This window comes from Shewanella sp. (genome assembly GCF_051658185.1).
Classification (GTDB): Bacteria; Pseudomonadota; Gammaproteobacteria; order Enterobacterales; family Shewanellaceae; genus Shewanella.
Genome location: NZ_JBOFMC010000114.1, coordinates 1 through 15,372, shown reverse-complemented (window position 1 = coordinate 15,372; position 15,372 = coordinate 1). Strand labels below are relative to the sequence as shown.

General features: G+C 46.9%; 15 protein-coding genes, 1 tRNA gene and 1 pseudogene. 13 read left to right on the top strand and 4 right to left on the bottom strand.

Annotation, left to right across the window (positions count from 1 at the left end; translation table 11 throughout):
* The 8 genes and pseudogenes from ACRCZA_RS04750 to ACRCZA_RS04715 all read left to right on the top strand — a co-directional run.
* Positions 1 to 321, top strand: a pseudogene (locus ACRCZA_RS04750) (molecular chaperone HtpG); the annotation flags it as partial.
* A gap of 118 nt (positions 322 to 439) precedes the next feature.
* Positions 440 to 1,303, top strand: a complete 864-nt coding sequence (locus ACRCZA_RS04745; RefSeq protein ID WP_438673320.1) for a co-chaperone YbbN — start codon at positions 440 to 442, stop codon at positions 1,301 to 1,303.
* 141 nt (positions 1,304 to 1,444) lie between these two features.
* The gene (gene adk / locus ACRCZA_RS04740; protein ID WP_438673322.1) at positions 1,445 to 2,089 is read left to right on the top strand and encodes an adenylate kinase; all 645 of its coding nucleotides are present in this window, start codon (positions 1,445 to 1,447) and stop codon (positions 2,087 to 2,089) included.
* A gap of 79 nt (positions 2,090 to 2,168) precedes the next feature.
* Positions 2,169 to 3,206, top strand: coding sequence for a ferrochelatase (gene hemH, locus ACRCZA_RS04735; RefSeq protein WP_438673319.1), 1,038 nt, complete (start codon positions 2,169 to 2,171; stop codon positions 3,204 to 3,206).
* A gap of 206 nt (positions 3,207 to 3,412) precedes the next feature.
* Positions 3,413 to 4,717, top strand: coding sequence for an inosine/guanosine kinase (locus ACRCZA_RS04730; protein ID WP_438673318.1), 1,305 nt, complete (start codon positions 3,413 to 3,415; stop codon positions 4,715 to 4,717).
* A gap of 227 nt (positions 4,718 to 4,944) precedes the next feature.
* Entirely contained in the window at positions 4,945 to 5,781 is an 837-nt protein-coding gene (gene nadE, locus ACRCZA_RS04725) for an ammonia-dependent NAD(+) synthetase (RefSeq protein WP_438673321.1), read from the top strand.
* A 212-nt stretch (positions 5,782 to 5,993) separates the two neighbouring features.
* Positions 5,994 to 6,070: transfer RNA gene (locus ACRCZA_RS04720), tRNA-Pro, on the top strand.
* 499 nt (positions 6,071 to 6,569) lie between these two features.
* Positions 6,570 to 7,067, top strand: a complete 498-nt coding sequence (locus tag ACRCZA_RS04715; protein ID WP_438673317.1) for a GNAT family N-acetyltransferase — start codon at positions 6,570 to 6,572, stop codon at positions 7,065 to 7,067.
* A gap of 90 nt (positions 7,068 to 7,157) precedes the next feature.
* On the opposite strand, the gene fur is transcribed toward ACRCZA_RS04715, so the two are convergent.
* A complete protein-coding gene (fur, locus tag ACRCZA_RS04710; protein WP_438673316.1) occupies positions 7,158 to 7,589 on the bottom strand; it encodes a ferric iron uptake transcriptional regulator in 432 nt (143 codons plus the stop codon).
* Positions 7,590 to 7,841: 252 nt separating this feature from the next.
* On the opposite strand from fur, the gene cobB reads away from it, so the two are divergent.
* The 4 genes from cobB (at position 7,842) to corA (ending at position 10,679) form a co-directional block, all read left to right on the top strand.
* Positions 7,842 to 8,570 carry a Sir2 family NAD+-dependent deacetylase gene (cobB, locus tag ACRCZA_RS04705; protein ID WP_438673315.1) on the top strand — a complete coding sequence of 243 codons (729 nt, stop codon included), beginning with the start codon at positions 7,842 to 7,844 and terminating at the stop codon, positions 8,568 to 8,570.
* Positions 8,571 to 8,611: 41 nt separating this feature from the next.
* Complete coding sequence (locus ACRCZA_RS04700) at positions 8,612 to 9,061, top strand: ATP-binding protein (RefSeq protein WP_438673314.1); 450 nt, start codon at positions 8,612 to 8,614, stop codon at positions 9,059 to 9,061.
* Positions 9,062 to 9,352: 291 nt separating this feature from the next.
* Positions 9,353 to 9,604, top strand: a complete 252-nt coding sequence (locus tag ACRCZA_RS04695; protein WP_438673313.1) for a hypothetical protein — start codon at positions 9,353 to 9,355, stop codon at positions 9,602 to 9,604.
* Positions 9,605 to 9,731: 127 nt separating this feature from the next.
* Positions 9,732 to 10,679: a magnesium/cobalt transporter CorA gene (corA, locus tag ACRCZA_RS04690; protein WP_438673312.1), complete on the top strand. Its 948-nt coding sequence runs from the start codon at positions 9,732 to 9,734 to the stop codon at positions 10,677 to 10,679.
* A 291-nt stretch (positions 10,680 to 10,970) separates the two neighbouring features.
* Here the strand turns inward: corA and ACRCZA_RS04685 are convergent, their stop codons facing one another.
* Entirely contained in the window at positions 10,971 to 12,233 is a 1,263-nt protein-coding gene (locus ACRCZA_RS04685) for an HD-GYP domain-containing protein (protein ID WP_438673311.1), read from the bottom strand.
* A gap of 116 nt (positions 12,234 to 12,349) precedes the next feature.
* Here ACRCZA_RS04685 and ACRCZA_RS04680 point away from each other — a divergent pair, with 116 nt between their 5' ends.
* Entirely contained in the window at positions 12,350 to 13,045 is a 696-nt protein-coding gene (locus tag ACRCZA_RS04680) for a 2OG-Fe(II) oxygenase (protein ID WP_438673310.1), read from the top strand.
* Between the two features lie 39 nt (positions 13,046 to 13,084).
* Here the strand turns inward: ACRCZA_RS04680 and ACRCZA_RS04675 are convergent, their stop codons facing one another.
* Together ACRCZA_RS04675 and ACRCZA_RS04670 are read right to left on the bottom strand one after the other, a co-directional pair.
* Entirely contained in the window at positions 13,085 to 14,455 is a 1,371-nt protein-coding gene (locus ACRCZA_RS04675; protein WP_438673309.1) for an ATP-binding protein, read from the bottom strand.
* Positions 14,446 to 15,120, bottom strand: a complete 675-nt coding sequence (locus ACRCZA_RS04670; protein ID WP_438673308.1) for a response regulator — start codon at positions 15,118 to 15,120, stop codon at positions 14,446 to 14,448. Before ACRCZA_RS04670 ends, ACRCZA_RS04675 begins: the two co-directional genes overlap by 10 nt.
* Between the last annotated feature and the right edge of the window lie 252 nt (positions 15,121 to 15,372).

Genomic DNA, 15,372 nt, shown 5'->3' with positions numbered 1-15,372 from the left:
AGCGTGGCCGATGTGAAGGTGACCTCGCGCTTAACCGATACCCCAGCCTGTGTGGTCACGGGTGAAGGTGAAATGTCGACGCAAATGATCAAACTGATGCAGGCGGCGGGGCAGCCAGTGCCAGAGGTAAAACCGACCTTTGAGATTAACCCCGCGCATCCATTAGTGTCGCGTTTGAACTCACTTCAAGATGAAGCTGCCTTCGCAGATTGGTCAAACTTACTGCTACAACAGGCGCAATTGTCGGAGAAGGGCAGCCTTGCGGATCCATCAGCCTTTATTAAGCTGATGAACCAAATGTTATTGGCGAGCCTGAAGTAACCTGTTCGGGGCACTTGAGTTAAGACGCAAGTGCCCCGATTGACTTTTAGGCACCCGAATATCATGACCATAGGGCATTTCCCCATTGAGGTGCCGCTTTAGGAGTAAAGGAAATACCATGGACAATATCCTCGATCTAACCAAAGACAATATTCAGCAAGTGGTTGATGCTTCGATGCAACAACTGGTTGTATTGGTGTTTTGGGCCCAGCCCCAAGCCCAAAGTGTGACTATGGTGCAGACGCTGGAACAACTTGCCGCGCAGCATGCTGGTCGTTTTGTGCTGGCAAAAGTGAACTGTGAAACCGAGCTGGAAATCGCGAGCTATTTTCGCATTCAAGCCTTGCCGACCACCTTAGTGCTTGATAAAGGCCAGCCTATTGATGGTTTTGCAGGGCTGCAAGAGGCGGCGCAGGTGAGCGCCATGCTCGAAAAGCATTTGCCGCCAATGTGGCAATTGCAACTTGAGCAAGCCAAAGCCTTGTTAGCTTTAAGCCAAGTGTCGGCTGAAGATTTAACCACTGCGGCCGTGTTACTCAAAGATGCCTACAGCGCCTCAAACCATGCTGATGAGGTGAGTTTAGTGCTCGCCGATGTCTATTTGATGCAAGGTGAGTTGGCTCAAGCGCAAGTTTTACTTGAGCAAATTGGACTGGCCTTCCAAGACGGTTATTATCAGAGTTTACAAGCCAAACTGACATTGGCACTGGATGCGGCCGATACCCCTGAAATCCGCGAGTTACAGCAAAAGGTTGATCAAAATCCGCAGGATTTAGGGTTGTTAATCGAACTCTGTAAGGCATTGCATGCGGCCCACCGCGATGAAGAAGCGCTCGCGCAGTTGTTCGGCGTGTTGTCTAAGGAATTGACTGCTGAAAATGGCAAAGTAAAACAAGTCTTTATGGAGATTTTAACGGCGCTTGGCCAAGGGAATAGTTTGGCTAATCAATATCGCCGTAAACTCTATACTTTGCTCTATTAATGCCTAAATTTGCACAGAAACAGCGATTTATTTGCAGTTTCTGGGGCTAAAGTCGAAGCTAAAAGCCTTCTCAATGGCGGTCAGATGTGCGAAGATCGCCACCTTAAGAAGAATATCAATGCGAAAAAGAGGACTCTTGAGATGCGCATTATCCTATTAGGCGCCCCAGGTGCCGGTAAAGGTACCCAGGCCCAGTTCATTATGGAACAGTATGGTATCCCACAAATTTCTACGGGCGATATGTTACGTGCGGCCGTTAAAGCCGGTACACCGCTGGGTTTAGAAGCGAAAAAAGTGATGGATGCAGGCCAACTGGTTTCAGATGATCTGATCATTGGACTGGTTAAAGAGCGTATCGCACAGGACGACTGTGCTAAAGGTTTCCTATTAGACGGTTTCCCACGCACAATTCCACAAGCGGATGCGATGGCGGCAAACGGTATCAGCATTGATCACGTGATTGAAATCGATGTGCCAGACGAAGAAATCGTTAAGCGCATGAGCGGTCGTCGCGTTCACCCCGGTTCTGGCCGCGTTTACCATGTGGTATTCAATCCACCTAAAGTGGCAGGCAAGGATGACGTGACGGGTGAAGACTTAGCCATTCGTCCCGACGACGAAGAAGCCACAGTACGTAAGCGTTTAGGTATTTACCATGAGCAAACTAAGCCATTGGTTGAGTACTATGGTAAAGTCGCTGCGGCGGGTAACACTCAATACCATAAATTTGATGGTACTCAGTCCGTTGCAGCCGTAAGTGAGCAGCTTGCCAGCGTGCTTAAATAAGCACATTGCTTAAATTCGCGAACAAGTTCTCATATTAAGAAAAAGCCTGCTTTAGCAGGCTTTTTTTATGTGCAACTGAATGTTAGCCTGCCTAGATAATCGGCTGATAAAAGGTTGCACATTGACTTCTCCCTCTCCTGCGTTTGGCGTGTTATTAGTAAATCTAGGTACGCCCGATGAACCCACTCCTAAAGCGGTAAAACGATTTCTCAAGCAGTTTTTAAGTGATCCTCGGGTCGTCGATTTATCCCCTTGGTTGTGGCAACCCATTCTGCAGGGAATTATCCTGAACACCCGCCCGAAGAAGGTCGCGCAACTTTATCAAAGTGTGTGGACGGAGCAAGGCTCGCCGTTAATGGTGATTAGTCAGCGCCAAGCGCAAAAGTTGGCGACAGATTTAAGCGCCACCTTTAATCAGACCATACCGGTAGAACTGGGCATGAGTTATGGCAATCCTTCGATTGCGAGTGGCTTTGCCAAACTCAAGGCCCAAGGCGCTGAGCGCATTGTGATATTGCCCTTGTATCCGCAGTATTCTTGCTCAACCGTCGCCAGCGTGTTCGATGCGGTGGCGCAGTATTTGACTGGCGTGCGTGATATCCCAGAGCTGCGGTTCAACAAGCAGTATTTTGACCATGAAGCCTATATTGCCGCATTGGCCCATAGCGTGACACGCCACTGGAAGACCCATGGGCAGGCCGATAAATTGCTGCTGTCTTTTCATGGGATCCCGCTGCGTTATGTCAAAGAGGGCGATCCTTACCGCGAGCAATGTTTGACGACCGCGAAGTTGTTGGCGCACAAGCTTGCGCTTAGCGATTCACAATGGCAGGTGTGTTTTCAATCGCGCTTTGGCCGCGAAGAATGGTTAACCCCCTATGCCGATGAATTACTGGCAGAGTTGCCAGCCCAAGGCGTACACAGTGTCGATGTCATCTGTCCCGCCTTTGCTACCGATTGCCTCGAAACCCTTGAAGAGATCTCCGTTGGCGGCCAAGAAACCTTCTTACATGCCGGCGGTCAACGTTATCGATTCATCCCCTGTTTAAATGATGATGAGTTGCATATTGAGCTGCTCCGACAATTGGTGCAGGAACAGGTGAGTGCTTGGATTTAAATGTGAATGTGAGATTTTTGAACTAAGCGGTATAAGCGCAGTGATGGCCTCTAGTTTCATGCGGTTTTTATGGTAGAATCTGCGCCCCCTTGGCTAAGGGGTGGAATTTTTGTCCTCCTAGCCTAGACTCATAATTTTTAGGACGCTGGCGAGTGAGTGCTCGTCATAATGCCCATGAGCATGGATGCCAGGAAAAGAGAGCCACTATGAAGTTTCCCGGTCAGCGCAAATCGAAACATTATTTTCCGGTTAAAACCCGCGATCCTCTGCTCGAGCAATTAACGCAGCAGCCGCAGCCGTTTGCGACCTATATCAGCGGTATTGATCAAACCTTAGTGGATATTGAAGCCAAGGTAGATGACGAACTGCTCAGTCGTTATGGCTTACCTAAGGGTAATTCCACCCTAATCAATGACGCCCAAGCCCACCAACTCTATAGTGAGCTTAAGCTTAAGCAATTGATAAGCGATGAATTTGCGGGTGGCACCATCGGTAATACTGTACACAATTATTCTATTTTGGCCGATGACCGCTCGGTGCTGTTTGGCGTGATGAGCCAAAATATTGAAGTGGGCAGCTACGCTTATCGCTACCTATGTAATACCTCCTCTAAGGTCGATCTCAACTATCTGCAACCTGTTGATGGCCCCATTGGTCGCTGTTTTACCTTAATCTCTGACTGCGGTGAGCGTACTTTTGCTATTAGCAAAGGCGCCATGGATAAACTCACGCCAGACTATATTGATAAAGCCGTGGTGCAGGGAAGTTCTGCTTTAGTGTTAACGGCTTACCTGATGCGAGCAAGTGGCGGCGATCGGATCACTGAGGCGGCCATGTGCGCGATTGAATATGCCAAAGCGGCAGATGTGCCCGTGGTGCTGACCCTTGGCACCCGCTTTTTGATTGAAGAAGATCCGCTGTGGTGGCAAAACTTTATCAAAGAGCATGTGACGATTTTGGCGATGAACGAGGATGAAGGAGAGGCCTTAACTGGTTTTCGGGATCCGCTCCTTGCCAGTGAAAAAGCATTAGAATGGTGTGACATGGTGTTAACCACCGCAGGTCCGCTGGGCCTTTATACCGCTGGCTACACTGACGACGCAGAAAAACGTGAAACCAGCCACACATTGCTGCCAGGCGCTATCCCTGAATTTAACCGGTATGAGTTTTCACGGCCGAAACTCAAACGTGATTGCCAGACGCCGCTGAAAGTGTATGCCCATATTTCCCCTTATATGGGTGGCCCTGAAAAAATTGGCAATACGAACGGTGCGGGTGATGGCGCGCTCTCAGCATTATTGCACGATCTTGCCGCCAACACTTTCCATCGAACCAATGTGCCAGGTTCGAGCAAACATAAGCGCGATGGCCTGTGTTATTCCTCTTTTTCGCAGATTTGTAAGTATGCTAACCGCGTGGCTTATGAGGTGTTGGCGCAGCATAGCCCACGACTTTCCCGTGGTTTACCGGAGCGAGAAGATAGCTTAGAGGAGTCCTACTGGGAACGGTAAGTGGCCAGTAAAGGATTGACTCCGTGTGGACAGCATCACTGCTGAACTGCACTAGCCGAAAATAAGGGCTGTCACCTGTGTGGGTGATGGCCCTTATTTTTTGACAGTTTTTTCACCATCGCATCAAACTAACCGATTTTTTGCTACAGGCGATGGCGAATAAATGCTACCGTTATAGCCTATAAATCGATCCCAATTTAGAGCGATTATTGAAGGTGGACATGTCGGTGAAAGCGCAGATCTTAAAAGAAATGAAGGTACTCAAGGCAATTGAGCCTGAGTTTGAAGTACAGCGGCGTATAGCGTTTATTAAAAGCAAACTGCAACAAGCTCGCAGCAAAGTGCTGGTGTTAGGGATCAGCGGTGGGGTTGACTCATCAACCGCTGGCCGCTTATGTCAGTTAGCGGTTGATAGTCTCAATAACGAGCATCCAGAGGGCGGTTATCAGTTTATTGCTGTGCGCTTACCCTATCAAATTCAAAAAGATGAGCATGAGGCTCAGCAGGCCTGCGCGTTTATTCAACCGTCAAAGTTAGTCACAGTCAATGTGCATCAAGGCGTTGATGGTGTGCACCAAGCCACCTTAAGTGCATTTGTTGAAGCAGGGCTCAATTGTCCAGAACCTGCGCGTATTGATTTTATCAAGGGCAATGTCAAAGCCAGGATGCGGATGATTGTCCAATATGAGCTCGCAGGCCTTGCGGGCGGTTTAGTGGTCGGCACCGATCACAGCGCCGAAAACATTACCGGTTTTTATACCAAGTGGGGCGATGGCGCCTGCGATCTCGCGCCATTATTTGGCCTTAATAAACGCCAAGTACGTCAACTTGCCGCTTATCTTGGCGCGCCAGACTCTTTAGTCTATAAAGCCCCTACTGCGGATTTAGAGGACAATCAGCCACTGCTGGAAGATGAAGTGGCCTTAGGTCTCACCTATGAGCAAATTGATGATTTTCTTGAAGGCAAAGCGGTTGAGCCTGCGGTAGAAGCCAAACTGATTAACATCTATCAGGCCACTCAACATAAACGACAACCGATTCCGACTCTCTATGATCACCCATAGCTTGTGTGCGGCTTATCGTTTAGGTTATCTAACGAGTTAAATTTAAGCGTGCCGCACACAAACTAAGCAATTGAACTAAGAGATGATATTAAGCACTTGCACAGAGCCAAGGCAATTGATAAAGTCTGCCTCACTTAAGGTTAACCCCAATCACAGCGCCTTAAGTGCCAGTGTTCGTCAAACTTTGCTTAAGTTGGTCAACACAAACAATTCGGTATGTAGCGCAGCCCGGTAGCGCACTGTCATGGGGTGTCAGGGGTCGGAGGTTCGAATCCTCTCATACCGACCAAATTCTAAGAACCAGCTTAATTGCTGGTTTTTTTATGCCTGACGATGCCAGCAAGAGGCAAGCTCTTGAATCGCAAAACATAAAGTTTTGCTCCTGCACTACCGGGCTGCGCTAGAACTCACTGAAACATCCTCATCACTCGCTGAAATAAACTGCTTCTTCACTGTCACTTTGGCAGACTCAAAAGGAACAGTGCATGAATGCGCAAAATTCAAGCAATACAGCACCTCATTTACATAGCTCAATTTCACCGGCGATTGATTTATAACACGAGCGCGTTGCGTGCTGACCGAAATGGAAAGTCGAACCGCCAAAATGAGAAACTCCTTGAGTGCATAAACACCGAATAAGTTTAATATTGTACTTTTATCTCAAATCTTAATAAATTAACGGCCACAGTTTACGCATCCGGTGTTGATGTGTGTAAATCTGCGGCGATAGTAGCTAGTTGTAGGTCACTAATTTAGAATGATAAAAAATAAAATCTAATGGAATTAATATGATAATCCAAACTGAACGGCTGATCATTCGCCCTTTTACTGAACAAGATTGTGATGCGTTGTATTTGATGAATAGCTTGCCTGCGATGCTAAAATATATTCCCATGGCCGCTTTTACTTCCCGTGAGCAGGCGGTGGAATTGTTCCATAACGTGATCCTAATGGATTATCAACAGCGAGGCTTTGGACGCTGGGCGGTGGAACATAAAGCAGACAATAAGGTCATCGGATTTTGTGGGCCTAAGTTTATTGTCGAACTTAATGAAGTTGAATTGGGGTATCGTTATTTTCCTGAATATTGGGGTCAAGGCATTGGTACTGAGGCGGCGACTGCCACTCTGGAGGCGTTGTCGCCATTGGGAATAGAGAAGGTTATCGCATTGATCCTAGAAGGTAATCTCGCCTCGGAAGCGGTTGCAAAACGCGTTGGAATGCACTGGCGTGAATGTAGCGAGTTTATGGGGCATAACGTCAATATTTACGCTAAAACATTGTGATAAAAAGTGACTTAACATAAAAGCCAACGAGAGCGTTGGCTTTTATTTGGACAAATCTGGATTGGCGAGAGAAAAATGCGTCGATTTTTACTACTCGTCGTTATGTTCACAGCTGTTATTGGTGCAATGGCCATACAGATATAAACTGTGGTTGGTGAGCTTGATATTGTGCTTCATGGCGATCTCATCTTGGCGACGTTCGATCACTTCATCTGAAAATTCAATTACTTTACCGCAGGATAAACATACTAAGTGATCGTGATGTTGCTGCGTTGAGAGTTCAAAAACCGCTTTGCCGCTTTCGAAATGGTGGCGGCTGACGATGCCAGCATCATCAAATTGGTTTAATACACGGTAAACTGTCGCTAGACCAATTTCTTCACCTAAATCGAGCAGTTTTTTATATAAGTCTTCTGCGCTGATATGTTGGTTTTCAGGTCCTTGCATCAGTTCTAGGATCTTGACTCGTGGCAGGGTAATTTTCAAACCGGCTTTTTTGAGCGCTTGATTTCCATCTGTCATTGCTAATCTCTTGATTGCAGAACCAATAGGTTCATCCGTGGATAGTGTTTGTCATTATAGGGGCTCAAATTAAAAACTGGAACCACTGATCTGGCTTTATAGACTTATATGCGGATAAATTGTGTTGTTGCCGATGAAATGACACACAATCTCGGTTAACAAGCATAGTTTTTGTAGGGTTATACCAAGGAATAATGTTCACTAAGCCTAAATTTGGCGACAATAGACATAAATAACGTAATGGGATCTGCTATGTACCAGCATATTGTGGTGTTAACCGGCGCGGGGATTTCTGCTGAGTCGGGCTTACGCACCTTTCGGGATCAGGACGGGCTTTGGGAAGAACATCATATTGAAGATGTGGCGACTCCTGAGGGGTATGCGCGTGATATCGAACTGGTTGAGCGCTTTTATAATAGCCGTTGGTTGCAATTGCAGTGTGATACCGTGCAGCCAAATGCTGCCCATGTGGCCTTAGCCAGATTAGAGGCTGAATTTACCGGGCAACTGCTGGTGGTGACGCAAAACATTGATAACTTACATGAACGAGCAGGCTCGCGCCGGTTATTGCATATGCATGGGGAGTTAGTGAAGGGCCGTTGTCCGCGTTCGCGGCAAACTTTTATTTTGCGCGAGCCTTTTGGGCCTCATCAATGTTGTACTTGTTGTATTCCGGCGCAGCGATTGCGGCCTCATGTCGTGTGGTTTGGTGAAATGCCGCTGGGCATGGATAGGATCCATGATGCACTCGATCATTGTGACTTATTTATTGCCATTGGCACCTCTGGGACGGTGTATCCTGCGGCAGGCTTTGTGGATAGTGCCAATCATCATGGGGCGCAAACGGTTGAAGTGAATTTAATGGCGCCCGATAGGCACAGTCAGTTTCAATATCATTTAACGGGTAAGGCGGGGGAGATAGTCCCCAAGCTGGTGGAGTGTATTTTGGCTGGGCGGGTGATCAGTAACGATTTGGTTTAACCATTCGCGATGATGTTGAACTAACACAATGAGTTAAAAGTATGAGCCAAAAACTCGCCATTATTATGCGGGGGTTGCCTGGTAGTGGTAAATCCTTTTGGATTGCGCAGTATATCGCCAGCTTGCCATCCGAGGTGGGTAGCCGCCTTAGCCGTCAGGGCATTTTTTCAACCGATCATTATTTTTATCAAGATAAGGAATATCGGTTTGATGCTAAAAAATTGCCCGAATATCACCAACGAAACTTAACTGCATTTATTCAGGCGTTGGCATTGGCTGAGCCGATTGTGATTTGTGATAACACCAATTTGTGCCATTGGGAGTATATGGCCTATGAGGCGGCGGCCAAGGCGCTTGGTTATCAACTGCGTTGGGTGTTGCTTGGCGAACCGCAGGATATCGCCCATCAACGCCAGTGTGCTGGCCGCAATCAGCATGGGCTGTCACTGGCCCAGATCCAACGGATGGCGAGATCTTTTGAGCCGTTTTAATGCAAGCAAGCTGCTGATTTAATGCAATTTACTTATTTAGTGCAAGTGATTGATTATTTTTACCTCCCTCCTGTCGTTTTTATCAGAGAAAACCTCTTAAGCTTGATCTCAAAGGCAGTTTAGTCACACACGGATGGGTATAATGCACCCTCTGGGTTATGGTCATCGGAGTTAGGCTTGCTTACAAAAATACTTTTGACACTCATAGTCATCATAGGTGCTTGGTTTTTATTGCAAAAACGCACAAATGCTGTGAGGCAATCCACATCTCATTCCCAGGATGCCCCCCTGATGAGATTGTGCCGCCACTACGGGATGGCGGGATTATTTGCGGCCATTGGCCTTGGTGTCTTGAGTTACAGTGTGTGGTATTGGCTTGATCAACATCAAATTGTGACCGTGACTATCGTGGCGCCGACGGGGGAAAAAACGGGCGTGTATCGCGTCCGAAAAGGGGACATTGCGGATGCGAAAATGGTAACGGTTGATGGCCTACACATTCGTTTTTCAACCGCAGAGCGCCTCGAAATCTTGGCAGATTAAGCCAGATTTATTTCATGAATTTATCTTGCGTGCCTTTTCATTGCGAATCTTTGCGGTAAACTAGCGACAAATTTTTAGCCTGCACTTAAGTTGACTTTTTAGCTTAAGTTTTGTTTCAGGAGGACAAATGATTACTGCTTATGTCTATGAAAATCGTCACCTGACAGTGACCGAAATCAACATTCAAGACAGTATTCCTACCTCGACCATTTGGTTAGATCTTTATAAACCTGATGATGCAGAGCGACAATGGTTAAGTCATTTTTCCGTTGAGGAAGTTCCTGACGAAGAAGATATCAATGAAATTGAAGCCTCGGCGCGGTTTTATCAAAACAGTGATGGCTTGCATATCAACTCGTTGTTTCCTCAGCGGGTGGGGCAAGATGTGCGTGGGGTCAACGTCTCGTTTAACTTGCGTAGCAATTTTTTGCTGACCATCCGTGAAGAGGATGTGGGCCTTATTCGCCTACTGCGCAATTATCTGCGTTTGGGACGGCTTGAAGTGTCGACGCCCCAGGAGCTGTTTCTTGAGTTATTTAACTTAAAAGTGGATTATTTATCGGATCTTATCGAGGACGTTTATACCGTACTCGAGAATGTCGGTGAGCAGGTTTTTGAGAGTGAAGAGCTGGATGACGTGTTTAAGCTTATCACCTTACAGGAAGACTCCAACGGTAAAATTCGCCTTAGTTTGCTCGATACGCAACGCTCACTGCGTTATATGCAACGGTATTACCGTGGGCAACTGTCGGATGAGCATTTAAAAGATCTGCGGGAGATGCTCTCGGATATCGAATCTTTGATGCCCCATAGTCAGTTTATTTTCGATAAATTAAACTTCTTGCTCGATGCGGCTATGGGCTTTAGTGGGTTGCAACAGAATAAAATTATTAAGATTTTCTCGGTTGCCGCCGTCGTCTTTTTACCGCCAACCTTAATTGCCAGCAGTTATGGCATGAACTTTAGCAGTATGCCGGAGCTTGAATGGCAGTATGGTTATCCGATGGCCATTTTGATGATGTTAGCCAGCGCGGCCGGAACCTACTTTTTCTTTAAGCGTAAGCATTGGCTATAACAATTGACATTCTACCCGCCCTACAGGACGGGGCTTCCCGCAAAATTTGGTGATGTGCTGGTAAATAACGGCAAAGGCCAAAAATCGATTTGGCCTTTGCCGTTAAGTTCTGGGGTATCTATCCAATCCTGTTTAGCTATCGGTAAATGGCTTATCTATTAGTAAACAGCTTATCTATCAGTAAACAGCTTATCTATCAGTAAACAGCTTATCCTATCAGCCAGCGCTATCAGCGATCGCCACACTATCTGTTATCTGCAAACTATCCGTTATCAGCCCGTTATCAGCCCGTTATCTGCGGCCAACGCCGCCAAAATAATAGCTGACTCGTTCACGGGGATTAAGGTATTCGTGTACTTTTTCTGGCAATGCTGCCGGTGGCAGACAGCGCACAATGCGTAGTCCTTCCACTTCCAAGTCAATGATCGGTGCTTGCTCTTTTGGCACGAGCGCATCGTATACCAAGATTTTAGGGCAGAGTAATTTTTCGAGGTTGACTGACATCACCATCGCATATTGGCCGCTCGACAACTCCACCACGCTGCCGGGGGGATAGATCCCTAGCATCTTGATCATCTTACCTATATATTCTTGATTTAATTTTGTTTTATATTGCTTATATAAATAGCCCAAGGCCGCGTAAGGCATGCGCGCTTTGCCCTGAGAGGTGGGATAACACAGCGAATCATATTCGTTAACGACGGCTAGCAGTTGTACCATTTTGTCTAATTGCTCGCCTTTTAAGCCCTTGGGATAGCCGCTGCCATCGATAAATTCGTGATGATGTAGGATGGGTGGCAGGGCGGCGGTGGGAAAGTTATCAGCCAGCTTAAGTAACTCAATGGTGAATATGGGATGTTGTTTGACCAGATTGCGCTCTGGTGTGGTCCAAGGGCTGGCTTTTTTTAAGATCTGTGGGGGAATTTTAAGTTTACCCACATCATGAAATAGCGCGCTCAAGCCAATTATTTCGATTTCGCTCCGATCCCATTCCATTTCTTTCGCAAGCAGCATGGCGAGAATGGCCACGTTAAGTGAGTGATAATAAATCCCTTCGTCCTGTTTGGCATCGCCCATCAGATGTAGCACCAGATTGTCGCTAGTCAGCAGCTCTTCAACCACAGAGTGGATTAATTCTTTGGCTTCATTGACCGCATTAAGGGGACGGTTGCGTAATTTGGCGATAACACCACGCATCATCGCAATTGAGCGAGTAAAGTTTTGCTCGGTTTTTTGGAGATCCCGACGTAATTTTTTTTGTACGTCAATTTGTTCAGCCTTGTAATGATCCATATGAGCTTTGAGTTCGTGAAGCTCTGCATGTGTGGATGGACTGCTTGTACTGATGTCGGCGGTCGATAACGGCGGCGTTTCACTGCGCTCAAGATCGACAATCACGTACTCAATGCCCAGATTTTTAATTAACTCAATTTGCGCAGTTTGTTTGATAGAAAAACTACTAAATAAAAAGGGGTGATCCTTCCAGGCCACAGGTAGCCGGACAAAATTGCCAAGTTGTAATTGTTGAACGGAGACTTTACTGCTTTTTTTCATATGCTGGTGTTGGTGAGGCCAATTGGGGCATTTTATATTAATCATGCAGCTTTACAATTAGTTAGCAGGCATGCCAGCATAGCCTGTATGAAAAGTCGCCGCTTATTCGAGGATTTATGGATTTTATTGAAGTATACCCTAACGCTTTGCCCGAGGAATTGTGTGACCGCTTGATCGCGACTTTTGAGCGCCATCCGGGGGTGATGGATGGGCAAACGGGTAATGGCGTCGATTTAGAAAAGAAAATTAGCCGTGATTTGACCTTAGATCATTTTGCGGATCTGCAATCGTTAAAGCAGGAGTTGTTATCCTATGTGCTACAGGGCGTCGTTGCGTATTTCAATCGTTACCCGATGGCGTTAATGGGCGCAGTTGCCGTGACGGTGAGCGATGCGCAGGGGCAGCCTGTTACCTTATGTCCGGAGAATTTTGCGAGCTTAGGTGCTCCCAGAGTCGACGGTTTAGTTAAATATTTGTACCGCAGTGGCAGCATTAATATTCAAAAATATCAAAAAGATAAAGGTGGTTATCCCCACTGGCATTCGGAGCAATTCCCCCAGCATGGCCATAATGAGGCGTTGCACCGGGTATTGTTATATATGTTTTATTTAAATGACGTGCCAGACGGGGGGGAAACCGAGTTTTATTACCAACAGCGGTGTGTTCGGCCGAAAAAGGGGACCATGGTGCTGGCTCCCGCAGGCTTTACCCATACGCATCGCGGCAACATGCCAAAGAGTAACGATAAATATATTGTTACCTCTTGGGTCATGTTTAACCGGGCAGAGCAATTATACGCGGTGCTAGCCTAATCGAATGTTATCGTAATAGGGCTTCATCCTCGTGCTTATTCAATGTAATACCGGGATTTGGATCCTAAAGCGTGCCCCCTGCAGCGGGCTTGTTTCGATAGTGAGCTGGCCACCATAGCTGTAAACGATTTCGTCGCAAACGGCTAAACCAATGCCTTGGCCGGGTGATTGGGAATCGGCTCTGACGCCGCGTTGAATGATTTTTTGGCGTAGGCTTTCTTCAACCCCGGGGCCGTCATCTTCTACGATTAATTCAAAGTTGCCTTGGGCATGAATTTTTGCACTGACGTGAACGCGGCTAATACACAGGCGGAAGGCATTTTCCATGAGGTTGCCACAGAGCTCCATCAAATCGCCTTTATTGCCTGGGAATTGTAAGTTGGTTGGAATATTGGCGGTAAATTGCACCTGTTTATCTCGGTAGACTTTAAATAACATTTGCGCGAGTTGCTCGACGAGGGGACCGATAGCGGTATGTTCTTGCTTTAAGCCTTGCCGGCCAAGCATCGCGCGTTTTAGTTGATATTTAACGAGTTGATCCATTTGGCTTATCTGCTCCATGATTTTTTCATTGGCAGACTGCTGGGTTAATTCCCGATCATCGGTGATGGCATGAACCGCGGCTAGGCGGGTTTTTAAGCTGTGGGCCAAGTCATTCATGGCATTTTGATAACGTTGCTGCTGCGCTGCCGATTGTTGCAGCATTTGGTTAAGCGCTTGGGTCACACCTTCGAGTTCAACGGGATAGTCTTCGGATAATGATTTACTTTTTCCTTGATTAATCAATTGCAGTTCACGTTGCATCCGCACTAATGGGCGCATTCCCCAATAAGCCGCGCTCATGAGTAGGACTAATGCGAGGACAAGGATCATTGCCAGACGGATATAAGTGCGTGTACTGAATTTGTCGTTATCTTGCTCGAGTTGGGCGGCGTCTTTCATCACCAACAGGTTGTAGTGGATCCCGGCAATATCGACTGAGAGTAAGTAAGCAAAATACCCCTGGTTGTCCGCTAAGGTTAAATAATAGGGGGGAGAATCAAATTGTATTTGTTTGAAGCGCTCGCAGGTGTCGAATAACCCTCGGTCGGTGGCAAGGGATGAGGTCCAGACCTGGGCAAAATTATCGTCGCAGCTGGCAATCACATAGCGTTTTTGTTTGTTATTTTCTTCTAACCAAGAGCTGGTGTCGGGAATGAGATCATGCTCTCTCAGTTCTGCCGCCACTTGGGGAATTTCGGCGATGAGTTTTGCCGTTTCTTCGTTGTAACTATTTTGCGCATGCAGGGTGTTAACGAGCCAAGCTAAACCAAAACCAACGATGGTAATGATAGAGAGCGAGGTCACTAACATCCGTGTAAGCAGACGTTGTTTAAATTGCAGCGCTTTAAATGGCAGTGTTAATGGCATGGCAGATTAAACTTATATCCTTGGCCACGAATAGTGACAATGGGATTATCGATGCTATCGCGAGTCAGTTTTTTACGCAGCCGACTTACCATGACCTCGATAGTATTCGGATCGCCTTCTTTATCGCCATAAATGACATCGAGCAGGCGTTGTTTAGCGACCACTTCATGGCAATGGCGCATTAAATATTCCAAGATCAAATATTCAAAGGCGGTGACTTCCATGATTTCATCCCCCAGCGTGACTTGCTTGGCAGCCAAATTGAGGGCTAATTCACCGCTTCTGATTATAGGTTTGACAAATCCGGCACTGCGGCGCACGAGGGCATCGAGTCTGGCGACCAGCTCTTCTTTTTGGAAGGGTTTAACGAGGTAGTCATCGGCGCCTGCATTGAGCCCTTCCACTTTATCCTGCCAATTGACACGGGCAGTTAAAATAAGGATGGGGGCTTTAAGCCCGGCCTCGCGCAGTTGTTCAATGAGGCTGATGCCATCTTGATCCGGTAGGCCTAAGTCGATAATCGCCACATCGATAGGATAATTCGTCGCTTGATAAAAGCCCTCTTTAGCCGTCAGCGCGACTTGGACTTGGTTGCCCAAATCGCTTAATTGTACTTTGAGGTGATGGGATAAAATAAGATCATCTTCAACAACCAAAATTCTCATAATGTTTATGCCTTGACGTCAATTAGGTGCAGTTTACGCAACTTAGCGATTGTAGCCAAATATTGAACGAGCATATCAAGGGGCAACTTAACCTAGGCTGACCGAAGTGACAAGTGACTGCTATGAGGTTGTACTTTCCGGAGCTCTGCAGCAGATTGATGATGGTGCGCCACCTCAAGCGGGTGGCGCTGGCTTATTTTAATCTTGGGTTTGGCGAGCCTTGTTTTGGCGCAGCAGGCCATTACCACACCA